This window comes from Pseudomonas weihenstephanensis, assembly GCF_001043055.1.
GTDB classification, from domain to species: domain Bacteria; phylum Pseudomonadota; class Gammaproteobacteria; order Pseudomonadales; family Pseudomonadaceae; genus Aquipseudomonas; species Aquipseudomonas weihenstephanensis.
The window spans coordinates 382,881-406,356 of record NZ_JYLF01000003.1 but is presented as its reverse complement, the minus strand read 5'-3'; the positions used below and the strand labels follow the sequence as shown (position 1 = coordinate 406,356).

The window sequence follows — 23,476 nt, the reverse complement described above, 5'->3', positions numbered from 1 at the left end:
GACTCAACCTGTCCTGACGCTCAACCGTCAGGACACTCACCATGAAACGACTCATCGCCGGGCTGGTGCTCGGCATTGCATTGCAACCGCTGTTAGCGTGCGCCACGCGCGCGCCTTCCACGCATGAATTCATACTCGATAACGGCCTCAAACTCATCGTCCACCAAGACCACCGGGCCAGCCTTGTACATACCCACTTGTGGTACCGCAGCGGTTCAAATCAGGAGGAACCCGGGAAATCCGGCCTGGCTCATGCTGTTGAACATATGCAGTTCAATGGCAGCAGCAAGCTCTGCCCGGGCGAATCAGACCAGATCCTGCAACACCTGGGTGGCAGTGAGAACGCAACCACAGAACATGACGCGACGCTGTACTTTCAAACGACTCCACCGCACGCACTGGCCGTGAGCTTTGAAATGCTGGCTGACCAAATGAGCACATCACACCTGACGCAGGCCCAATGGATGGGAGAGCGTGAGGTCATAAAAAGCGAACGCAGCGAAGTTGTTGATAACAACCCCGTGCAACGGGCTAGAGAACTGCTCCATCGCCTCGCCCACCCGGCCAGCCCGCAAGGAAGCCCGATCATCGGATGGCTGCATGATCTAGAACGTTTGCACATCGACGATTTAAAGCGCTGGTACCAACAATGGTATGCACCCAATAACGCCATCCTGGTCGTTGCCGGTGATGTGCAGGCAGAGCAGGTCAAAGCACTGGCCGACCGCTATTTCGGCCCTATCCCGCGAAGAGCGTTACCCGTACGCACAGTGGCGCGCGAACTGGCTGCGCCGGGTGAACGCAGCATCACGCAATACATCGCTCACCAACCCGCGATGTTGTACATGGCATTCAACGTTCCCAGCCAGAACACTCAGACCGCACCCCATATTGCCCCAGCACTGGAACTGCTCAGCGAGATGCTCGCAGGAGGGGACAGCTCGTTGCTCAAGAGCCAGTTATGGCGCAGTGAAGGCCTCGTGACGGCGATAACCACCCATTACAACGCCATCAGCCGGGGTGATGAGTTGTTCAACATCAGCGCGATGCCTGATATGGAAAAGGCAAAGTCGCTGGAGGCGGTCAAGGAACGGATTATTGGCATTATCGACACCTTGAAAAAAAATCCGCCCGCGCTTGAAGACCTTGAGCGTGCACGCACGCGAATCATTGCGCGGCGCGTATTTGACCGTGACGAACTGTTTAATCAGGCGTCACGCATGGGTGAACTGGAAGTGGCCGGTCTGTCCTGGCAGGACGAGCAAGCCAGGCTGGATGTTTTCAAATCCATCACCCCGCAGGACATTCAACACACCGCTCAAACGTTTCTGTCCCGTGACCGACTCACCACCAGCTATGCATTGCCTGAAGAGGTGCCCCATGATTAAGGCCAACCTGATCACACGCTGTTTACCTGCCTGCCTGAGCGCGTGGCTAAGCGTTGCATTACTGGTCACCGAGTACGCGCACGCTGCAGAAAAAACGGTCTCCAGTACCCCTCTCGCCTCGCTGCTGGAGCTGAAAGAGCCAGCCCTGACGCTGCACGCCCCCCTTATCCAGGACTGGAAACTCAGGCAGGGCACCAGAGTGTTATTTGTGGAAAAACACGACTTACCTATGGTCGACCTCCACATCAGTTTTGCAGCAGGCAGTCACTACGAAGGAAACACACCCGGCCTGGCCGCCATGACACTGTCGATGCTCAACGAGGGCTCTACATTAAAGGATGCTCAGGCGCTGGCCAGAGCATTTGATCAGCTTGGCGTGAATGTGGAGAACGGCATTAGTACAGAGCAAAGCCACTTCACATTGCGTACTTTGAGCAGTCCTGAAATCAGGCTTCCTGCCATGGCTCTGCTGGCTGAAATGCTCTCACAGCCAAGCTTTACCGAGAGTGGCTTACGGCACGCCAGGCACGAACTGGAAACTCGACTCAAACTCGATCAGATAGACCCGCAATCGCGGGCGCATGCACTTGTTCATAAGGCGTTATATGTCGATGACCCCTTATTAAACCCCATGTATGGCACCCTCGACGGCCTGAAGCGTATTGATACCACACAGGTTCGGGCTTTTTATCGCCGCGCTTATACGGCAACAAATGCACAAATAGTGATTGTGGGTGATCTGTCACGTGAGCAAGCGCAAGTGCTCAGTCAAACACTCGCCGATGCCCTGCCAAGTGGCCCTGCCCTACCTGTTTCAGGGGCGCTGGTTGCCTCCACAAACACCGGTACAACACTTCACCTGCAAGAGAGCACCACCCAGACTCTGCTGATGATGGGGCATAACTCCTTGCCCGATCACCACCCGGATGCGTTGGCCGTGCGTATCAGCAATGTGATCTTCAACCAGATACTTAATAAACAATTGCGTGAACTGCACAGTGTGACCTACGGCGTGCTGTCCGATATCAATCACGCCAAGGGCCAAACCCCTTGGGTGATTCATCTTTCCCTGCCACCCCATTACAGCCAGGCGACCATAGCGCAGATCAAAGCCCTGTTTGCCCAATACATCAAAGAGGGGCCTAGCAAAGAACAACTGGACGACATCAAGAAATACATCCGCAAAGCGCTGCCCCAACTGACGGCCACCAATGCGAGCCTGCGCAATGAGCTGGTAATTATCAATCGTTTTGACCAGTCCTTGAACTTTACTCACAAGACCCAGGCCATTCAAAACATGACCCCAGCACACATAAGAGGCGCCATGAGCCGCCATTTCAAGACAGAAGGCTGGGTCAGCGTGACAGTCGGGCCACAGGCTGAGCAACTGCCCTTGCCAGAAAGGACCCGCCCGCAGGACAGCACGCAAAGCATCTGTACTTCGACCAACTGGGCCAGTTTCGGGGCTCAAACAACACTTGGGCGTGGGCCTATGTTGTGGCAACTTAAGCACACCCCACTCCCCCGCTACCCAATGAGAACCTAAGTGCGCGCCACCGCTTTCCCTGTCATACCTGCTCAACCGTTTATCCCTGCTTCGGGCTTGGGCAATCCTCATTTACAAACGCTGTGGGGACCGTTGTGGCGCACAAAACCTGTCGTTGAACATCAGCGTGAGCGCCTGTGGCTGGAGGACGGCGACTTTCTGGACCTGGATTGGCACGGCACCCCGTCAGCCTATGCACCGTTGGTGCTATTACTCCACGGGCTGACCGGCTCTTCGGGTTCGCACTACATCGTGGGCCAGCAGCGCGCACTCGCGGCGCAAGGCTGGGCCAGCGTAGCCCTGAACTGGCGCGGCTGCTCCGGCGAACCCAACTTACTGCCTCGCAGTTACCATTCCGGCGCCAGTGAAGACCTGGCCGCCGCCGTGGCTCACCTGCGGGCCCGTTACCCGCTGGCACCGCTGTATGCCGTGGGCTATTCGTTGGGGGGCAACGTGCTGCTCAAGTACCTGGGCGAAACGGGGACGGGCAGTGAGCTGCAAGGCGCCGTCGCGGTGTCGGTGCCCTTTCGCCTCGACCAGTGCGCCGACCGCATTGGCCTGGGATTTTCCAAGGTGTACCAGGCGCACTTCATGCGTGAGATGGTGGCGTACGTCAAAAACAAGCAGCGCCAGTTTGAGCACGATGCCAAACAGGAAGGTCTGGCCAGACTGGCCGAACTGGGCACGCTCAAGTCCTTGAGCAAAATGCGCACGTTCTGGGAGTTCGACGACCGCGTCACGGCCCCGCTTAACGGATATTTGAATGTCGACGATTACTACCGTCGCGCCTCCAGTCGCTATTTTCTGGGGGCCATTCAAACGCCGACACTGATTATCCAGTCCCAAGACGATCCGTTTGTGTTCAAACACAGTATTCCCGACGCCTGCGAGCTGGCGGTCGACACCGAGCTGGAGCTGCACGCCAAGGGCGGGCATGTCGGTTTCATCGAAGGCTCACTGAGGACGCCCCAGTACTATCTTGAGCGGCGCATTCCACAATGGCTGGCTTCCCTGCGCCGCGGTTCGGCGTGATGGACAGCGAGCAGGTTGAGTCCATCCGGTTTTGGCAAACGCCCCCATTGGCGGGCGTCGAGTTGCTCACCGCTCGCTACATCGAACACCGCTTTGTGCCGCATGTGCATGATGGCTTTGTGATCGGCATGATCATGGCGGGCGCCCAGCGTTATCGCTATCGCGGTGCAGAGCATCTGGCGGCCACGGGCACGCTGGTGTTGATCAACCCCGACGAGGTGCATAACGGTCACAAGGGACATGACGCAGGCTGGCGTTATCGCGCGTTCTACCCGGATAACGCGCAAATGCACCGCTTGCTGGACGAACTGGAACTGCCCGGCGCACACCTGCCCCTGTTCAAGGACACCTTGCTGCAAGACCCTGAACTGTTCAGCGGGTTGTGCCAGTTACATCAATTGCTCGAAGGCCCGGAATCAGCGCTGCAACAACAAACGGTGTGGCGCCAGAGGATGTTTGCCTTGCTCCATCGCCACGCACGATTACCCACGCCCGCCAAACCCGGTGTCGAACACCGCGCGGTGAATCAAGCCAAAGAGTTGTTGCAGACGCGGTTGGCACAGCCGCCGTCGCTGGAAGAACTGGCTGCGGCAGTCAATCTGTCGCCGTTTCACTTTGCGCGAGTGTTTCAACGGGCCACTGGCATGCCGCCGCACACCTGGCTGATGCAACAACGCATCGCTCATGCCAGAGCGTTATTGCAACAAGGGTGTTTGCCCGTGCAGGTCGCCGCCCAGTTGGGTTTTGCCGATCAAAGCCACTTGAGCCGGCAATTCAAGAAGGTCTATGGCGTTGGCCCGGGGGCCTATCGCGCAGCGCGTAACAACGCTCATTTGACGTAGCGATCGCAACGGGCACCCCGCGGCGCCATGCTTAATCGCCCGTAGCAACGCCTCGTTGCGCATCGTTGATCCATTCGCTCCACGACCCCGCGTACAGCTTGCCCAGTGGATAACCCGCCAACGCCAGCGCGAACAGGTTATGGCACGCCGTTACCCCGGAACCGCAATATGCCACCAGTGCATCTGGCGAACGCCCCGCCAGTTTTTCAGCAAAGCGTTGTTTAAGTTGCTCAGCCGGTAGAAAACGCCCCGTGCTGTCGAGGTTTTCGCCAAACGCTGCACACTGCGCGCCCGGAATATGCCCTGAAACAGGATCTATCGGCTCAACGTCACCGCGAAAACGCGGCAGCGCGCGCGCATCGATCAAGGTCAATTGCGGATCACCCAGGCGCGTTTGCAGCTGCTCGGCACTCAGTACCAAGTGTTTATCCGGCGCACCCTCGAAGGTGCCGCGCGGCGTCGTCACGGCATCCAGGCTCAACGAGAAACCGGCCGCATGCCACGCTTTCAAACCGCCATCGAGCATAAACACACCGTCGCGCTTGCCCAGCCAGGCAAGCAACCACCATGCGCGTGCGGCAAACGCACCTGGTCCGTCGTCATACACCACCACGTCGCTGTCTGCATTGACGCCCCACGCCTGCAAGCGCTCAACCCATGCCCGCGCATCGGGCAACGGATGACGGCCCGTCACGCCTTTGACCACCGGGCCGCTCAGGTCCCGTTCCAGGTCTGCATACTGCGCGCCTTCGATATGCCCTTCGCCATAGCTGCAACGGCCATAGTCGGGGTCTTCCAGGGCAAAGCGGCAGTCCAGAATAATCAGGCCGGGTTGCGCCTGACGTTCTTTCAGGGCGTGAGGGCTGATCAGTTGCGCAACGGGCATAGTGAACTCCTGTGAAGGGGTGAAACGCAGTTAGTGATCGTCTAGCGCAAAGTCCAGCGGCACATAATATTCCTGAATCAACTCATCAATGGCATCACGCGCCTGATCGGTCACAAAACCGGCTTCAAGGACCAGCAGTTGATAAACACCCCGTTTGATCGCTTGCTCACTGAGCTGATCACTCGTCTCACGGGTGGTGCACAAAAAGCCGATCCACGAGGTAAGAATGATCCAGGCATTGAGGGTCACCGATTCGATTTGCAGTGGCGTCATGTTGAGAATGCCAGCGTCGACAAACCCTGAATAAATCGCCTGCGCCTGCTTCAAGCATTGCTGTGAAAAATGCCGATATCGGGTGGCCAGCTCGCTGTCGCTGTGCAGCAAATGCTCGATATCGCGGTACAGAAAACGGTAACGCCACATGGCATCGAGCAATTGCTGCAAATAAAAATGCTTATCCGCAACGGTGGGTAAACGCCCTTCGGGAAGGCGCAGAAAACTCAGCACCAGCGCTTCATACTCGTTGAACAACACCGAGATGATCGCCTGCTTGTTGGGGAAGTGGTAATACAGATTGCCCGGAGATATCTCCATATGGGCGGCAATGTGGTTGGTGCTGACAGCGCGCTCGCCCAGCTGGTTAAACAACTCCAGGCTGTTGTTGACTATGCGCTGGCTGGTTTTTATTCGCGTGGCCATAGGCTTGGGCTTTAATTTGAGAACGGACGGCATCTTACGGCCTAACCTCAGTTCGATAAACATCGCGGCGGGCAGGCCCCCTGATTGACAACTTAGAGCATAGGCTCTAGAAACGTCCTTGCTCTCTTAAAAATTACACCTATAAAAATCAGCTCGGAGCGACCCATGTCTGTCGACAGTGCCTACCCCAAAGACGCCTCAGACTTACTGAGTGATCTGCATCTTCTGCTCGACAAACAACGGCAGGCTTACGCTGCACATCCTTACCCACCCCTTGAGCAACGTCAGCAATGGCTAAAAAGCCTGCGCCAGCTGTTAAGTGATGAGCGTGAAGTCTTAATCGACGCCATCAGCCAGGACTTTAGCCATCGCAGCGCCGATGAGACCTTATTTGCCGAACTGATGCCCAGCCTGCATGGCATCGACTACACCCTCAAACACCTCAAACGCTGGATGAAACCCTCTGCCCGCAGCGTAGACCTCATGTTTCAACCTGCCAGCGCCCACGTCATGTATCAACCCTTGGGGGTGATCGGCATCATCGTGCCGTGGAACTACCCACTTTATCTGGCAATGGGCCCATTGATCGGTGCGTTGGCGGCCGGCAATCGGGTGATGCTCAAACTCAGCGAGTTCACCCCGGCCACCGGGCGTCTGCTCAAAGATTTACTGGGGCGCATCTTTCCTGAAGACAGTGTGGCGGTGGTGCTGGGCGAAGCCGATGTCGCCGTTGCGTTCTCCGGGCTGGCGTTTGATCACTTGCTGTTCACCGGCTCCACCCAGGTCGGCAAATTGGTCATGCGTGCCGCCGCTGAACACCTAACCCCAGTGACCCTGGAGCTGGGCGGTAAATCTGCGGCCATCGTGTCGGCCGATGTACCGCTCAAAGACGCAGCACAGCGCATTGCCTGGGGCAAAAGCCTGAACGCCGGGCAGACTTGCATCGCCCCGGACTACGTATTGGTGCCAGAAAACCGCGTTCAAGGGTTTGTCGACGCTTACCGCCAAGTGATGCACAGCTTCTACCCGACGCTGATCGATAACCCGGACTACACCGCCATCATCAACGAGCGCCAACTGGCCCGGCTTGAACATCTCAAAACAGACGCCGTCGCCAAAGGTGCACGCCTGATCCCTCTTTATGAACAGGATCAGGGCCGACGCATGGCCCACTGCCTGGTACTGGATGTCAACGACGACATGCAGGTGATGCAGGAGGAAATTTTTGGCCCCTTGCTGCCCGTCGTGGCATACCGCGACTTGGCGCAGGCGCTGGCCTACATCACTGAGAGGCCGCGACCGCTAGCGCTCTACTATTTTGGTTACAACAAAGCCGAGCAACAGCGCGTGCTGCAAAACTCCCACTCAGGTGGCGTGTGCATCAATGAAACCTTGCTGCATGTGGCCGTTGACGACCTGCCGTTTGGTGGTGTCGGGCCTTCCGGTATGGGCCGTTACCACGGCCATGAAGGGTTTCTGACCTTCAGCCATGCCAAGGGCGTACTGGCCAAGCAGCGCGTGAACAGCTCACTGGCCATTTATCCGCCTTATGGACGAAAGCTGGGGCGTTTGGTTCAGAAGCTGTTCATTCGTTAACGAGGCCCGACCATGCCCGAACCCCGTGTTGAAAACGCGCTGCTCTCACGTCGAGGCGCCCTTAAAGTGGGGCTGTGTGCCAGCGCGCTACTGGCGACAGCCGGGTTGAGCGCCAGCCTCACAGGCTGCTCCGCCCGTGACAACGCCCGCGGCTTTGCGGTACTGCGCAGCAGCGATCTGGCTTTTTTGCGCACGCTGATCCCGGTGATGCTGGCCGCCAGCACTGCCGCGCCGCTCATGCCCAGCGCTGCCGATGCCACGTTGCACACGCTGGACGACAACCTCAACCGCCTGTCACCCGCCTTGCTCACACTCACCCGGCAATTATTCGACGTCGTAGCCATGCCCGTTACGCGCGGTCCGTTGACTGGCGTCTGGGGCCGCTGGGAAACCGCCAGCCCTGAGCAGGTTCGCCACTTTCTTGAGCGCTGGCAAAACAGCAGCCTGAGCCTGCTGCGCATGGGCCACGCCTCCTTGGTGCAACTGGTGATGATGAGTTGGTACGAGCGGCCAGAGTCCTGGGCCCATTGCGGGTATCCGGGACCGCCCACAGTCTGAATACCCCCATAAGAACACGTTCGCGCCTACCGATTTTCAGTGAGCAGACAACCTGCCACTCATAAAAATAAAAAGACAAGGAACACCTTAATGCCCGTACCGGATCTGTTTCGCGAAGGCTTGGCCCGAGGCTGGAAAACCTACAACGGCTCACAACTGGACAGCGACCTGACGCTGCACGCTGATGTGGCCATCATCGGCAGCGGTGCGGGAGGCGGCACCACGGCTGAAATCCTCAGCGCGGCGGGCTTCAAAGTGTTACTCATCGAAGAAGGCCCGCTCAAAACCAGCAGCGACTTCAAAATGCTCGAAGGCGAGGCGTACACCAGCCTGTATCAGGAAGGCGTAGGCCGCATGACCCGGGACGGCGCCATCAGCATCCTGCAAGGCCGGGCCGTGGGTGGCACAACGCTGGTCAACTGGACGTCCAGCTTTCGCACTCCCGCACAAACCCTTGAACACTGGGCACGCGAACATCACGTAGTCGGCCACAGCAGCGAACAAATGGCACCGTGGTTCGAGCAGATGGAACAGCGTTTAGGCGTAGCGCCGTGGCTGATCCCCCCGAATGCCAACAATCAAGTCATCCGCACCGGCTGCGAAAAGCTCGGCTATAGCTGGCATGTAATCGCGCGAAACGTTCGCGGCTGCTGGAACCTGGGCTATTGCGGCATGGGCTGCCCGACCAATGCCAAGCAATCCATGCTGGTGACCACTATCCCTGCGACCCTCGAAAAAGGCGGCGAGCTGCTGTATCTGGCCCGCGCCCAGCGCCTGTTAATCAAGGGCGATCAGGTCACCGGTCTTGAGTGCCAAGGCATGGACCCGCGTTGCGTGACACCCAGTGGCCGCACCATCACCGTCCAGGCGCGGCATTACGTGCTCGCGGGCGGAGGCATCAACACCCCCGGCTTACTCATGCGCTCAGATGCTCCAGACCCGCATAAAACACTGGGCAAACGCACCTTCCTGCATGTGGTCAACTTCTCTGCGGCAACCTTTCCCACGGCTATCAATGCGTTTGAAGGCGCACCGCAGTCGATTTACTCCGATCATTTTCAGTGGAAAGACGGTACCACCGGCTCAATGGGCTACAAACTCGAAGTACCGCCGATCCACCCCGCACTGGCTGCCACGTTGTTCGCCCGCTACGGCGAGAGCAGCGCCGAACACATGGCCCAACTGCCCAATACGCACATGATGTTGGCGCTGATGCGCGACGGTTTTCATCCAGACAGTCGCGGCGGCAACGTCCAATTGCGCAATGACAGCACCCCGGTGCTGGATTACAGCCTCACGCCGTATGTCTGGGAGGGGTTGAAACGCGCTTTCCACAGCATGGCCGAGATTCAGTTTGCGGCGGGTGCCAGCGCCGTCATGCCGCTGCACAGCGATGCGCGCTACGTGAACAACTTGAGTGAAACGCGTGAACTGATAGACAGTTTGAGCCTGGAGTTGTATCGGACACGTCTGGCCAGTGCCCACGTCATGGGTGGTTGCGCTATGGGAGAAAATCCCCACATGGCGGTCACCGACAGCCTTGGGCGTCATCATCAATTGCGCAACGTATCGGTCCACGACGGCTCGCTATTCCCCACCAGCATTGGCGCAAACCCACAATTATCGGTGTACGGGCTGACTGCAAAACTGGCCACGCAGTTGGGCAAGCGTCTTGAAAATCCGTGAAAAAGGACAAATTCGGCGGCGTCTATAGTGCTTTCTTCTGCCAATGGCGACTTGGCCGACCGGGAATGCTGCGATACCATCCGACTCCCCAACGGATTCCCGCCAGGACGACGCGATGAACCGAGTGTTGTACCCAGGTACATTCGACCCTATTACCAAGGGCCATGGCGACCTGGTTGAACGTGCCTCGCGCTTGTTCGACCACGTCATCATTGCTGTTGCGGCCAGCACCAAGAAAAACCCGTTGTTCCCTCTGGAACAGCGCGTTGAGCTGGCACGTGAAGTCACCAAACACCTGCCCAATGTCGAAGTGGTGGGGTTTTCGACCCTGCTTGCGCACTTTGCCAAAGAGCAGAACGCCAATGTGTTTCTGCGTGGCCTGCGTGCGGTGTCTGACTTCGAATACGAGTTCCAGCTGGCGAACATGAATCGCCAACTGGCACCAGACGTCGAGAGCCTGTTTCTCACGCCGTCAGAGCGCTATTCGTTTATATCGTCGACATTGGTCCGTGAAATTGCGGCATTGGGCGGCGATATCAGCAAATTCGTGCACCCGGTGGTCGCAGACGCATTGACCGAACGCTTTCGCAAGAAATGACCGCTGAAGCGGCGCCCGCGTGCACTGCGGGCGCCAATGCGGCACAATTGCCCGCATTCGATTTCAGTTGCCCGGGCCGACCGCCCCGGCAGGAGTACCCATGTCCCTGATCATCACCGACGATTGCATCAATTGCGACGTCTGCGAACCCGAGTGTCCGAACGCCGCCATTTCCCAGGGCGAAGAGATCTACGTCATTGATCCGAACCTGTGCACCCAGTGCGTCGGCCATTACGACGAGCCGCAATGCCAGCAAGTGTGCCCGGTCGACTGCATCCCGCTGGACGAAGCCCACCCGGAAACCGAAGCCCAATTGATGGAAAAATACCGGGCGATAACCGGCAAAGCGTAAGTCGGAAGCCGTTGCCGAAGGAACGAGGCTACGCCAGAGCCGCGTGCCACTTCGGCAACGTCCTTGCGGCCTGATACTTGCGGTTTGCCTGACGCAGGGTCGAACCTGATTTCACGACGGTTTTTTCGTCATTGCGTCTACGACTGGCAGCGCGGGCAAAATACGCTGGAGCGCTGGCCCAGTTTGACCTCGCGCAACTCGCTGCCGCATACCTTGCACTGCTCGTAGGCCCGCCCGTACACGAACAGTTCTTGCTGAAAATAACCGGGCTGACCATCGCCACCGATAAAGTCGCGCAAGGTAGTGCCTCCGCGCTCAATGGCGGCGGCCAAAATCCGTTTGATTTCAATCGCCAGCTTCAAATAGCGCGCCCGCGAGATGCTTTTGGCTTCCCGGCGCGGGTCTATGCCGGCGGCAAACAGCGCTTCGGTGGCGTAGATATTGCCCACACCCACTACCACCGCGTTGTCCATGATGAACGGCTTGACCGCCATCGAACGTTTGCGCGACAGCTGAAACAGCCGGTCGCCATCAAACAGGTCAGTCAGCGGCTCCGGCCCCAATTTGATCAGCAGTTCGTGATTAAGCGCATCGTGGGTCCAAAGCATCGCGCCAAACCGGCGCGGGTCGGTGTAGCGCAAGGCCAGCCCGGACTCCAGTTCGATATCCACATGCTCATGCTTGGCCGCCAGCGACCCGGCCTCAACCAGACGCAAATTGCCCGACATGCCCAAATGGCTGATCAGCGTACCCACTTCGGCGTTGATCAATAAATACTTGGCGCGCCGCTCGACCAATACGATTTTCTGCCCCGACAAACGTACATCCAGGTCTTCGGGGATGGGCCAACGCAGGCGCCGTTCACGCACAATTACCCGGCTGACCCGCTGCCCTTCCAGGTGAGGGGCAATACCGCGGCGGGTGGTTTCAACTTCAGGTAATTCAGGCATGCAAGGCTCCTGCGGGGAAAAACCTAGTGAGCACCCAGCTCGCGGATGCTCTCTTTGAGGTTTTCAAAGTCGTATTCGGACAAACCGATGTAATCGAGCACCAAGTGGCTGATGCTGTTCCACTCGTGGTCTTCGCGCTGATTGCCCAACACCTTGTGCGAGGCGCAAATGTGCTCGGCCATCTTGAGGATCGCCAGCAGGTTTTTCAGTTGGCTGTTGCGCGACGAGTCATCGCTGAAAATTGCCAGCGCATTGTGGTGATTGGCAATGGCGTGGGTCAGGTGTTCCGGCAAGCGCCAGGACTTGGCCGTGTAATAACCGACCACCGCGTGGTTGGTGTTGAAATGGCGGTTTTCGGTGTCAACCACACGGCTGGCCGGGCTGGCATTGGCGTAGGCTTGCTCCAGCACGGCCATGTAGTCAGGGAAGCGCTTGAGCATCAGCGGGATGCCGCAATCGTGAAACAACCCCAGCGCGTAGGCTTCATCGACCGCCTGAGAGCCGGTGCGCTTGGCCAGCGTCATGCTGGTCATGGCCACGTCCTGCGCGGTGTCCCAAAAGCGGTTGAGGGTCACGATGGTTTCATCGCACATCTCGCCCTTGATCGACTGCGCGTTGATCAGGTTGATCACGGTACGGCTGCCCAGCAACGTGACGGCACGCTGAATCGAGGCAATTTTATTGCTCAGACCGTAATGCGGCGAGTTGACGATCTTCATCAAGGCGCCCGATAAACCGGGGTCTTGGGCAATCAGACGGGCGATCACTTCCAGGTCCGGATCGGGCATGTACTGCTCCATCTGCAAATCCACCATGATTTGCGGTTGAGGCGGCACACTGATGCCTTGCAGCGTTTGGCTGATCTGTTCGGATGAAAGCTCTGGGGGCATGACGACACACTCTGGAATAGCCCGCGATTCTAACGGAATTTTCGGCCGGGTTGGGTACGTAATCCGACGCAATGCGGTGAATCAACCAAGCCCCGCGGTTGCGTCTAAGGCTATAATCGCGCCCTTTTCAATACCCGGAGCGACGTCATGTCCCTGCCAAGCCTGCGCCTTAAAGCCAATGCCGATCGACGCCTGCGCGCCGGCCACTTGTGGGTCTACAGCAACGAAATCGATGTAGCCACCACTCCGTTGCACGGTTTTAAGGCTGGCGACCAAGCGGTGCTGGAGACTGCTGGCGGCAAATCGCTGGGCATCGTTGCCATGAGCCCTAACAACCTGATCTGCGCGCGCCTGCTGTCGCGCGACGTGAAAGTGCCCTTAGACAAATCGTTTTTGGTTCACCGCCTGAACGTGGCCTTGTCCTTGCGTGATCGCCTGTTCGACAAGCCTTACTACCGCTTGGTGTTCGGCGATTCCGATCTGCTGCCAGGCCTGGTGGTTGATCGTTTCGGCGACATCCTGGTGGTGCAACTGGCCTCTGCAACCATGGAAATGCACAAAGCTGACGTGATTGCAGCCTTGGTCCAAGTGGTCAAGCCAAGCGGCATTCTGTTCAAGAACGACTCGGCTGCCCGTGATGCCGAAGGCCTTGAGCGTTACGTCGAAACCGTCTTCGGCCTGGTGCCGGAGTGGGTCGCGCTGGAAGAAAACGGCGTCAAGTTCGAAGCACCGGTCATTGCCGGCCAGAAAACCGGCTGGTTCTACGACCACCGCATGAACCGTGCCCGCCTGGCACCGTACGCCAAGGGCAAACGTGTTCTGGACTTGTACAGCTACATCGGCGGCTGGGGCATTCAAGCAGCGGCCTTTGGCGCCAGCGAAGTGATGTGTGTTGACGCGTCCTCGTTCGCGCTGGACGGTGTTGAGCGTAACGCGGCACTGAACGGTTTTGCCGAGCGTGTGACCTGCATGGAAGGCGACGTGTTTGAAGCGCTCAAAGAGCTCAAAGCCAACGAAGAACGTTTCGACGTGATCGTGGCCGACCCTCCGGCGTTCATCAAACGCAAAAAAGACCTGAAAAACGGCGAAGGCGCGTATCGCCGCCTCAACGAGCAAGCCATGCGCCTGCTCACCAAAGACGGCATCCTGTTCAGCGCATCGTGCTCCATGCACCTGCCCGAAGACGACCTGCAAAACATCTTGCTGACCAGCGCCCGCCACTTGGACCGCAACATCCAGTTGCTGGAACGCGGCAGCCAAGGCCCGGATCACCCGGTACACCCGGCGATCCCAGAAACTCGCTACATCAAAAGCATCACCTGCCGTTTGCTGCCCAACAGCTAAGCAGTAGCGTCAACCCGTAGCCGCCAGCGGCTACGGGTTGCGCTTCATGGCTGGGGTTCGCGGTCCAGTTTGGGGTTCAACTCAACCTCGCCAATCTGCAATGACTGGTAGCGCGGCTTCACCACCTTCACCTTCCCTGCCCGAATCTGATCAATCATTTGAAGTGGGTTTTCGCCACCTTCATAGGTGCCCGCACGCTTCCATTCGCCTTGCGCATCGCGCGTAAAAAAGTACAGCCCGTCAGACCAACCTTGCTTGGGCAGTTGCAGTACTTCCACCTGCCCGTCGTTGTCCAGATCCACGGCCCACAGTGCGCAACCCGGCGCCCAGCACGGCTGCCCGCCGACGCCCGGCAGATCAAATTGCTCACTGCCTTCAACCTTGGGGCCGATCCACTCCAGCACCCGCGCATTCGGCGCTCGAACACCACCGCCGGTGTCTGCATCCTTCAGACGTTTGAGCAGCACTTGGCGCTCAGGCTCCGTCAATACCTGCCCTTGCTCCACTTGCGCCAGCAACGCGTCATAGGCCTGTTTGCCGGGAAGTCCCAAGCGATAGCGCAAGGCATCGGCATCAAAGGTTTCGACCGATGACTGGCCACTCAAGACCCGGTTTATCTGGTTTTTGGCGCTGAACTGCAACGGGCTGAACCACGGGGTGTGAATCGCCAATAACACCACCACGCTCAGCAGTGCAATCACCGGGTTGCTGACCCGCAAGCGCCACAACCACTGACGCTGCGGCACCACGGCGGCCCAAGCGGCGGCCACGCTGTGCACCAGCATCACGACCACCAGCAACATCGCCAGTAAACGGGTTGGCGTCAGGCCGTACTGCTCAATTCTTAACCAGCTCGAATACCCGGCCAGCACCACCAGTACCGGCAGGCACAACAGGCACAGGTCGACCATGCGCAGCAGCCACTTCGGATAGCCGCTTTCGTGCTCACCGCCTTGCACCACGCCGTTGAGCAAAAACAGATTGACCGCCACCAGGCACAACATGATCGGCGTCGAATACCCCGTGTCCCAGATCGGGCCTAACCCGGTAAAGGCCAGGGCGAAGGTGAACACGAGGGCAATCAATGCCCCCAGAGGCAGCAAGAAGCGGCATAACGTGAGCAGAATGCCGCGCAACAGGCCAATGACCCGATCGTTGTCGCGGCCCATCTTCACGCCCAGCGCAAACACTACGGCTGAACTGATGTAGATGAACCCGTCCGTGGAGAACAATTGGTTAAGCGCCACAATCCCGAGCATCTTGAACAGGCTGCCCCACAGCAGAATCAAGGCCCAGAACACGCCGTTAAGCAGCAATCCCAGCAACACGATGAACACCGTGTCCCACGCGTGACGGAACAAGTCTTCGTAGCGCGGACAGCGCCCTTCGCGGGTTGGCCAGCTCAAGATGAAGGCCGTACAAATGTAGGCAATCACCACGGCAAAACACGTCCAACTGCCGGTCAGCCAACTGCTGGAGCGCCACTGCTCACCGCCGTCCCAAAACACCCAGGCGCTGATGGCCGACATCACCACCGTCAACGCCATTACCAGCCACAGGGTGCCGCGCTGACGCAGGGCATCGCCCAGTAGCAGCGCATTGATGCCCCCCACCAAAACCGCCGTGACCAGCGCAAACTTGATGCCATGTTCGCTGATACCGCTGGCCAACCAGAGCAGCAGCCCCTGCACCAGGCCAATGCCCAGGCAGGCCTTGATAGAGCGTGTAATGACCATTGTTCAAAATCCCTGTTGTTAAAACACACCGATACTCTAAGCGCTAAGTTGCAGATCGCCTATACGGCCATTTTTGTAAGCGTGCCGGGGGCGCCTCCTACAGCCATCATCTTTAGCAGGATTATTCCTACGAAAAAGCGGGTAATAACTTACATGATTCAACGTTGTCATTTTTTATTGAGCAGCTAGCTTTATCAAAGTCACTTTAAGAATGACACAGCATGAAGTGACTGAACTTAATATCTGAAGTGTCCTATCCCAATGTAAGGAGCATCAAGATGAAAACAATCACTCTGGAAGCTAATAAAATCGCCAACCTGGCTTGTCTCGCTGTGATTCAGCGCTAAAGCCACACGGACGATAATGAAACCGGGGAATGTCGGCACCCCGGTTTCATTACCCTCTCACTTCAGAGTTGTTCATCCATGCATATAAATCCTTACTTGTTTATATTGGCCCGAACACCCCACCACATCGTCTGGAACTTCTTTAACCACACACAATACGAACTCGACGCTCATTACAGTGAACGCTTGACCCAACTTATTTCTTGCCCTGAACTGTTCAATAAACACAATCCGATCGACCAGGCCTTTCTGACAGCCTCGATCATGACTCACGAACCTATCCCCAGCCCTGAATGGGGGTGGGACGACTTGTCGAAGATTTTTCATATCGGCACGAAAAACCTGCCACAAGAGCACGTACCCGAAGATGCCAATGAATGGGCCACACAGTACCTTGCCCACTGTTCGGACGTGCTGAGTACTCCCGCGCCGCCCCCTCATCGGATTGACCCTCATAACGGTCATATGGTTGCCTTGCCCGCGTGTGCCCCTGCCAAGGTCTTGAAAGGCTCTTTGGCCACTGCCCTGCTCAGCCGAAAGACCTCTCGCTCATTCACCGGGCAAAGCCTGTCCCTCAGCCAGCTCAGTACCTTGCTTTACCTTTCACTGGGGTATCTTAACGAGCGCAAGGGCGATACCCATCTGTCCATCCCGCGTGGCATGGAAGCACGCCGCAGCAGCCCTTCAGGGGGTGGACTGAACGCCTGCGAAGGCTACGTTTATGTGCGCAATGTGAAGGGGCTCAAACCCGGCGTTTATGCCTACTCAAGCGAACTGCATGCCCTGAGCCTGGTCAATACGCTGCCCGAGGAACCGCTGGGGCAGCTGCTATGCGGGCAACACTTCATCAACCCGTTACCCGTAGGCCTGTTCATCACCTCGCGCTTCGACAAACTGTGGTGGAAATACGAACACTCACGCGCCTATCGAATGGCCTACGTTGAAGTCGGGCATATTTCTCAAACCTTTCAGCTCGTAGCGACACAACTGGGCCTCGATACCTGGCTGACCGGCGCATTAACCGATGATCGTGTTGAAGCCCTGCTGGGTCTGAAAGACAGCCCGGAGCAACCCTTGTTCTTTGTCGGCTGTGGCCAGGGCGATGGTCAGGTTCAGTGCCCGGAGCTGATGGCACTGATCAAGCACAAGGAAGTCGTCGTGTGAAAGAACATTGCCCCCCCGAGCCTTTTGCCCTGTACCCGCCCTGTACCCTGCCAGACTGGGATACCAAGGCCAGCGTACGCACGGATCGCTCACCCTACACATTGCCTGCCGACCTGGAGCACCAACTGGGCGAGCGCCACTGGTTCGTACCCGACTTCATGCCCTATCTCGACCACCCTGACATCGTATTGGCCGGGCCTTCTGTGGTGCGACGCCTTGAAGCTAATCAACTGGTGTACTTTCTCGACTACACCACGGTTCTGGAACACAAACTGGTTAACCGCTCGGTCGAAACACTGATCCATGACGAACTGGGTGTACCTGTGCCTTGCGCTGTGAAAACTGCCGCCTTGCAGCTGTACACAGACGAGGGTTATCACGCGCTGTTTTCCAATCAAATCGCCGAACAGGTGGCCGAGTTATATGGCATCGACAACCGCTCACGCCCGGCCCGTCGCATCCGCCGCCTGCTGGAGCGGATACAGGCATGCAGCCCGGCTGACGAGGCGATGGTCTGGTTTTTGATCGGTTTTGTATCCGAAACGATCATTGCCAAAGAATTATTGAGCGCGGTTCGCCTGCCCCTGGTTTCTACCGTGCTGCGCATGTTCAAGAGCCACCTGGCCGACGAAGCCCGACACAGCCGTTATTTTTGCGACGTGTTCAGCCATCTGTGGCCATTGTTTGATGACTGTCAGCGCACCCTCGCCGCCACGCAGCTGCTCGCCATCCTCGAGATCTTTTTCGAGAGCGACACTGACTGGCTAAAAGAAAGCCTGGCCAGTGTCGGCCTGCACCCCGACACCCTCGAATACATCACCACACGCTTGCAGCAACCGCACGCACATCAACAGCGTGTACGTTCTGGCGCCAAAGTCACCCTGCAGGCGTTATTCAACGCCGGTTTTTTCAACATCGCGCACAACCGACACCTTTTTCAAAACGCGGGTTATATCGATGCCTGAAGCCCCGGCCAACCGACGCGGCATGGCCATTTTCTTGTTGCTGAGCATGGTGGTGCTGGGAGTATTCCCGCTGGATGTGGTGTTGCCCTCATTCCCGGCTCTGGCTGAGTACTACCAACGCACACCCAGCGATATCGCGTTATCCGTCAGCCTTTTCGCCATCGGCATTTCCATATCGCAACTGCTGATTGGCCCCCTTTCTGACAAATTAGGACGCAAGTCCCTGTTGCTGACTGGCATGGCCATGTCGATTGTCGGAGCAGCGGGCTGCGTGCTCTCTACGCACTACCTGGGATTTTTACTGTTCAGGTGTGTGCAGGCAGTCGGGTGTGGATGTTTTGTGTTGTCTCAAGCCTTGGTTCAAGACCTGTTCACCGGTAAAAAACGGGACTCGTTGCGAATCCTGATGGTCACCGCCAGCGGGCTGGCGATTTCACTGTCACCGTTGGCTGGCACCCTGTTGCAGGAAACATTTGACTGGCCCGGGAGCTTTTGGCTGTTTATTGCACTGGCCTCAGGGGTATGGATCATTGCCTGGCACCAGCTAACCGAGCACCCTGCCCCTGCACAGCCCTCCCAAAGCCTGCTGGGAGCCTACGCCATTGTGTGCCGCAGTCCGATGTTCATCAGCTACTGGCTGATTGCAGCCCTTGCCTTTGCCTGTCACTTCTCATTCATCGTCGTTTCGCCATTGCTGTTTCTTGAGCAACTGCAACTGACCAGCTACCGATACTCGCTGATTTTGCTGCTGTATGGCGCAGCCTATGTGAGCGGCGGGTTAATGGCTCACCTGCTGGCCCGGCGCATCAGTGCAAACAGCCAGATCATCGTAGGCCTGCTGTTAATCCTTGTGGCAGGGGCACTCATGTTGCTCCTGTACCGACTCATGGGCTTAAGCGTGCCAAGTGTGTTGCTGCCCATGATCGTCTGCACTGCAGGCATCACCATTGCCCGACCCATTGCCACTTCGCGGGCGATGGACGTGTTCCCTGAGTGGGCAGGCACTGCATCGTCCGTCGGCAGCGCGCTCATATTCATTTTCGCAGGCACGGTCAGCGCCTTGGTCAATCTGATCCCCGGCAGCCTGCAAATCACGCTGGCAACGGGCTTTGTGTCAATGAGCGTGATTGCATTGGGCTTGATCGCATGCATTTGCCAGCACCAGCGTATACAACCTGCTGCCTGAGTCTTTTACGATTCAGCCCCCTACGTTGGCCCATTCCCTCCGCACGCCAGCCGTGTAGAATCGACGCATTCATCGCCAATCATCCCCGGCGGGTTTATGAGCTCAGGCCCAGGCACGCGGCGATCCCGCAGCGCTCACGGCAGCTTTCGGACACGTAGTCATTTTCTGTGTGGTCCCTCAGTTATTAGAAGCTCACTTCCCTGTTTGTTACCTGATTAGCCGCCCGGAGTTGTTCCATGCCTGACTATCGTTCAAAAACCTCCACCCACGGCCGCAATATGGCCGGTGCCCGCGCTTTGTGGCGCGCCACGGGGATGAAAGATGCCGACTTCAAGAAGCCGATCATCGCCATTGCCAACTCCTTTACCCAGTTCGTACCCGGCCACGTCCACCTCAAAGACATGGGTCAACTGGTTGCCCGCGAGATCGAACGCGCTGGCGGCGTTGCCAAAGAATTCAACACCATCGCCGTCGACGACGGCATCGCCATGGGCCACGACGGCATGCTGTACTCGCTGCCGAGCCGCGAGATCATCGCCGACTCCGTTGAGTACATGGTCAACGCGCACTGCGCCGACGCCATCGTGTGTATTTCCAACTGCGACAAAATCACCCCCGGCATGCTGATGGCTTCGTTGCGCCTCAACATCCCGGTGATTTTCGTCTCGGGCGGGCCAATGGAAGCGGGCAAAACCAAGCTCGCCAGCCACGGCCTCGACCTGGTAGACGCCATGGTCATCGCCGCCGACTCCAGCGCTTCTGACGAGAAGGTTGCCGAGTACGAGCGCAGCGCATGCCCAACCTGCGGTTCGTGCTCCGGCATGTTCACCGCCAACTCGATGAACTGCCTGACCGAAGCCCTGGGCCTCGCCTTGCCGGGCAATGGCTCGGCACTGGCCACCCACAGCGACCGCGAGCAATTGTTCCTGCAAGCGGGGCGCACCATTGTCGACCTGTGCCGTCAGTACTACGTCGAAAACGACGAGTCGGTACTGCCGCGCAACATCGCCAACTTCAAGGCGTTCGAAAACGCCATGACGCTGGACATCGCTATGGGTGGCTCGACCAACACCATCCTGCACTTGCTGGCCGCCGCCCAGGAGGCCGAGATCGATTTCGACCTCAAAGACATCGACCGCCTGTCGCGCCAGGTGCCGCAGCTGTGCAAAGTGGCGCCAAACATCCAGAATTACCACATGGAAGACGTGCACCGCGCAGGCGGCATTTTCTCCATTCTCGGCTCGCTGGCCCGTGGTGGCTTGTTGCACACCGACCTGCCGACCGTACACAGCAAGACAATGGCCGAGGGCATTGCCAAGTGGGACATCACCCAGACTGACGACGAAGCCGTCCACACCTTCTTCCGCGCAGGCCCGGCCGGTATCCCGACACAAACCGCGTTTAGCCAGTCAACCCGTTGGGACACGCTGGACGACGACCGTGAAAACGGCTGCATCCGCAGTGTCGAACATGCGTATTCGCAAGAGGGAGGCCTGGCCGTGCTCTACGGCAACATCGCGCTGGACGGCTGCGTGGTTAAAACCGCTGGCGTTGACGAGTCGATTCATGTGTTTGAGGGCAATGCCAAAATCTTCGAAAGCCAGGACAGCGCCGTGCGCGGCATTTTGGCAGACGAGGTAAAAGCCGGCGATATCGTGATCATTCGTTACGAAGGGCCTAAAGGCGGCCCCGGCATGCAAGAGATGCTCTACCCCACTTCGTACCTCAAATCCAAAGGGCTGGGCAAAGCCTGCGCGCTGCTGACCGATGGCCGTTTCTCGGGCGGTACTTCGGGCCTGTCCATTGGCCACGCTTCGCCAGAAGCGGCCGCCGGTGGCGCGATTGGTTTGGTGCAGGACGGCGACAAAGTGCTGATCGACATTCCCAACCGCTCGATCAACCTGTTGATCAGCGATGAAGAAATGGCCACTCGTCGTGCCGAGCAAGACAAAAAGGGCTGGAAGCCGGTGGAAGTACGCCCGCGCAAAGTCACTACAGCATTGAAGGCGTATGCCTTGCTGGCCACCAGTGCCGACAAAGGCGCGGTGCGTGACAAAGCCTTGCTAGACAAGCTGGTGCCATAAGCCAGGCGGCTCCATTCAAAAATCCCGGCCACGTGCCGGGATTTTTGTATCGCGCAGGTGGATGAGGCTTATACCCAAAACATAGGTAGTCATTCCAGAACGGTATATTTCTAGCTATATCAACCTGTTAGCATTTCCGGTTCGAAATTGTTACAACCCAAGACTGGTACAAGTCGCCCCCGGAGCTTTCATGAATTACCCGCTGATCCTCAATCTGCTGGTGTTCCTCGCGTTGCTGTTCGGCTTGTCGCTGACCCGCCACACCGCGTGGAGCCTGGCGAAAAAAGTCCTGCTGGCGCTGGTTGTCGGTGTGATGTTTGGTCTTGGTTTGCACCTGATCTACGGTGCCGAAAGCCCAACCCTGAAAACCTCTATCGGCTGGTTCGATCTGGTCGGCAGCGGCTATGTGCAACTGCTGCAAATGATCGTGATTCCGCTGGTCTTTGCTTCGATCCTCAGCGCGGTCGCGCGCCTGCACAACGCATCATCGTTGGGCAAGATCAGCTTTCTGACCATCGGCACTCTGCTGTTCACCACCATGATTGCAGCACTGGTCGGCATCGGCCTGACCAACCTGTTCGGCCTCACGGCTGACGGCCTGGTGGCGGGCGCGGCTGAAATGAGCCGCCTGCAAATCATCCAGAGCGACTACGCCGGTAAAGTGGCCGACCTGAATGTGCCGCAGTTGCTGCTGTCATTCATCCCGCAAAACCCGTTTGCTGACTTGGCGCGCGCCAAGCCGACGTCGATCATCAGCGTGGTGATCTTTGCCGCGTTCCTGGGGGTTGCTGCGCTGCAACTGTTCAAGGACGAGCCTGAAAAAGGCAGCAAAGTGCTTAACGCCATCGACACCCTGCAAGCTTGGGTGATGCGTCTGGTGCGTCTGGTGATGAAGCTCACCCCGTACGGCGTGCTGGCCTTGATGACCAAAGTGGTCGCCATGTCCAACCTGCAAGACATCATCAAACTCGGCAGTTTTGTGGTGGTGTCCTACATCGGCCTGGCGCTGATGTTCGTGATTCACGGCGTGATTGTGTCGCTTTCCGGGGTTAACCCGCTGCGTTTCTTCCGCAAAGTATGGCCAGTGCTGACGTTCGCGTTTACTAGCCGTTCGAGCGCCGCCAGCATCCCGTTGAGCATTGAAGCGCAAACCCGTCGCCTGGGGATTCCGTCGTCCATCGCCAGCTTCGCGGCCTCGTTTGGCGCGACCATCGGGCAAAACGGCTGTGCCGGTCTGTACCCGGCGATGCTGGCGGTGATGGTTGCCCCCACCGTGGGCATCAACCCGCTGGACCCGCTGTGGATTGCCACGCTGGTAGCGATTGTGACCCTGAGTTCGGCCGGTGTGGCGGGCGTGGGCGGTGGTGCAACCTTCGCCGCGCTGATCGTCTTGCCAGCGATGGGCTTGCCCGTGTCGCTGGTGGCGTTGCTGATCTCGGTCGAGCCACTGATCGACATGGGCCGCACAGCCTTGAACGTGAGTGGCGCAATGGTTGCCGGTACGGTAACCAGCCAGATCATGAATGAAACCGATAAAGCCATTTTGGCTGAAGACGATCATGGTGAGCTGGCGCACGCGTAAATTCGCGTAGCCCCTTTGGAATGGAACTGCCGCAGGCTGCGAGCT

The 23,476-nt window shown here is 57.9% G+C and carries 20 protein-coding genes; 15 read left to right on the top strand and 5 right to left on the bottom strand.

The window, feature by feature from the left end; all coding sequences use genetic code 11:
• Positions 1-41 precede the first annotated feature (41 nt).
• Genes TU86_RS09435 through TU86_RS09420 form a run of 4 tightly spaced genes read left to right on the top strand, consistent with a single transcriptional unit; the run spans position 42 to position 4,808 of the window.
• Positions 42-1,388 (top strand): M16 family metallopeptidase, encoded by a 1,347-nt coding sequence (locus TU86_RS09435; RefSeq protein WP_048364026.1) that lies wholly within the window; start codon positions 42-44, stop codon positions 1,386-1,388.
• Positions 1,336-2,934, top strand: a complete 1,599-nt coding sequence (locus TU86_RS09430) for a M16 family metallopeptidase (RefSeq protein WP_162207801.1) — start codon at positions 1,336-1,338, stop codon at positions 2,932-2,934. The genes TU86_RS09435 and TU86_RS09430 overlap by 53 nt, the downstream gene beginning before the upstream one ends.
• 42 nt (positions 2,935-2,976) lie before the next feature.
• Positions 2,977-3,966 (top strand): hydrolase, encoded by a 990-nt coding sequence (locus TU86_RS09425; RefSeq protein ID WP_048364289.1) that lies wholly within the window; start codon positions 2,977-2,979, stop codon positions 3,964-3,966.
• Positions 3,966-4,808: an AraC family transcriptional regulator gene (locus TU86_RS09420; protein ID WP_173427016.1), complete on the top strand. Its 843-nt coding sequence runs from the start codon at positions 3,966-3,968 to the stop codon at positions 4,806-4,808. The genes TU86_RS09425 and TU86_RS09420 overlap by 1 nt, the downstream gene beginning before the upstream one ends.
• Before the next feature lie 31 nt (positions 4,809-4,839).
• On the opposite strand, the gene TU86_RS09415 is transcribed toward TU86_RS09420, so the two are convergent.
• A complete protein-coding gene (locus tag TU86_RS09415) occupies positions 4,840-5,694 on the bottom strand; it encodes a sulfurtransferase (protein WP_048364023.1) in 855 nt (284 codons plus the stop codon).
• A gap of 30 nt (positions 5,695-5,724) precedes the next feature.
• Positions 5,725-6,393, bottom strand: a complete 669-nt coding sequence (locus TU86_RS09410) for a TetR/AcrR family transcriptional regulator (protein WP_048364022.1) — start codon at positions 6,391-6,393, stop codon at positions 5,725-5,727.
• A 165-nt stretch (positions 6,394-6,558) separates the two neighbouring features.
• On the opposite strand from TU86_RS09410, the gene TU86_RS09405 reads away from it, so the two are divergent.
• The 5 genes from TU86_RS09405 to TU86_RS09385 all read left to right on the top strand — a co-directional run bounded on the left by TU86_RS09405 (position 6,559) and on the right by TU86_RS09385 (position 11,183).
• Positions 6,559-7,989 carry a coniferyl aldehyde dehydrogenase gene (locus TU86_RS09405; protein WP_048364021.1) on the top strand — a complete coding sequence of 477 codons (1,431 nt, stop codon included), beginning with the start codon at positions 6,559-6,561 and terminating at the stop codon, positions 7,987-7,989.
• A 12-nt stretch (positions 7,990-8,001) separates the two neighbouring features.
• Entirely contained in the window at positions 8,002-8,547 is a 546-nt protein-coding gene (locus TU86_RS09400) for a hypothetical protein (protein ID WP_048364020.1), read from the top strand.
• Positions 8,548-8,637: 90 nt separating this feature from the next.
• Positions 8,638-10,233 carry a GMC family oxidoreductase gene (locus TU86_RS09395; protein WP_048364019.1) on the top strand — a complete coding sequence of 532 codons (1,596 nt, stop codon included), beginning with the start codon at positions 8,638-8,640 and terminating at the stop codon, positions 10,231-10,233.
• A gap of 115 nt (positions 10,234-10,348) precedes the next feature.
• Positions 10,349-10,831, top strand: coding sequence for a pantetheine-phosphate adenylyltransferase (gene coaD / locus TU86_RS09390; protein ID WP_019409197.1), 483 nt, complete (start codon positions 10,349-10,351; stop codon positions 10,829-10,831).
• A gap of 100 nt (positions 10,832-10,931) precedes the next feature.
• Positions 10,932-11,183 carry a YfhL family 4Fe-4S dicluster ferredoxin gene (locus TU86_RS09385; protein ID WP_048364018.1) on the top strand — a complete coding sequence of 84 codons (252 nt, stop codon included), beginning with the start codon at positions 10,932-10,934 and terminating at the stop codon, positions 11,181-11,183.
• A gap of 137 nt (positions 11,184-11,320) precedes the next feature.
• Here the strand turns inward: TU86_RS09385 and mutM are convergent, their stop codons facing one another.
• On the bottom strand, positions 11,321-12,133 hold the full coding sequence (gene mutM, locus TU86_RS09380) for a bifunctional DNA-formamidopyrimidine glycosylase/DNA-(apurinic or apyrimidinic site) lyase (RefSeq protein WP_048364017.1): 813 nt from the start codon (positions 12,131-12,133) through the stop codon (positions 11,321-11,323).
• Positions 12,134-12,156: 23 nt separating this feature from the next.
• Positions 12,157-12,969, bottom strand: coding sequence for an HDOD domain-containing protein (locus TU86_RS09375; RefSeq protein WP_173427017.1), 813 nt, complete (start codon positions 12,967-12,969; stop codon positions 12,157-12,159).
• 201 nt (positions 12,970-13,170) lie between these two features.
• Between TU86_RS09375 and TU86_RS09370 the strand changes: the two genes are divergently transcribed.
• Positions 13,171-14,367 (top strand): class I SAM-dependent rRNA methyltransferase, encoded by a 1,197-nt coding sequence (locus tag TU86_RS09370; RefSeq protein ID WP_048364015.1) that lies wholly within the window; start codon positions 13,171-13,173, stop codon positions 14,365-14,367.
• Between the two features lie 44 nt (positions 14,368-14,411).
• On the opposite strand, the gene TU86_RS09365 is transcribed toward TU86_RS09370, so the two are convergent.
• Entirely contained in the window at positions 14,412-16,103 is a 1,692-nt protein-coding gene (locus TU86_RS09365) for a DUF4153 domain-containing protein (protein ID WP_048364014.1), read from the bottom strand.
• Positions 16,104-16,528: 425 nt separating this feature from the next.
• Here TU86_RS09365 and TU86_RS09360 point away from each other — a divergent pair, with 425 nt between their 5' ends.
• From TU86_RS09360 to TU86_RS09340, 5 genes are all read left to right on the top strand, one after another.
• Positions 16,529-17,614, top strand: coding sequence for a SagB/ThcOx family dehydrogenase (locus TU86_RS09360; RefSeq protein ID WP_048364013.1), 1,086 nt, complete (start codon positions 16,529-16,531; stop codon positions 17,612-17,614).
• Complete coding sequence (locus tag TU86_RS09355; protein WP_048364012.1) at positions 17,611-18,579, top strand: diiron oxygenase; 969 nt, start codon at positions 17,611-17,613, stop codon at positions 18,577-18,579. Before TU86_RS09360 ends, TU86_RS09355 begins: the two co-directional genes overlap by 4 nt.
• Positions 18,572-19,765, top strand: coding sequence for an MFS transporter (locus TU86_RS09350; protein WP_048364011.1), 1,194 nt, complete (start codon positions 18,572-18,574; stop codon positions 19,763-19,765). Before TU86_RS09355 ends, TU86_RS09350 begins: the two co-directional genes overlap by 8 nt.
• Before the next feature lie 236 nt (positions 19,766-20,001).
• Positions 20,002-21,849: a dihydroxy-acid dehydratase gene (gene ilvD / locus TU86_RS09345; RefSeq protein WP_048364010.1), complete on the top strand. Its 1,848-nt coding sequence runs from the start codon at positions 20,002-20,004 to the stop codon at positions 21,847-21,849.
• A 190-nt stretch (positions 21,850-22,039) separates the two neighbouring features.
• Positions 22,040-23,431 carry an L-cystine transporter gene (locus TU86_RS09340; protein ID WP_048364009.1) on the top strand — a complete coding sequence of 464 codons (1,392 nt, stop codon included), beginning with the start codon at positions 22,040-22,042 and terminating at the stop codon, positions 23,429-23,431.
• The last annotated feature ends 45 nt before the right edge of the window (positions 23,432-23,476 follow it).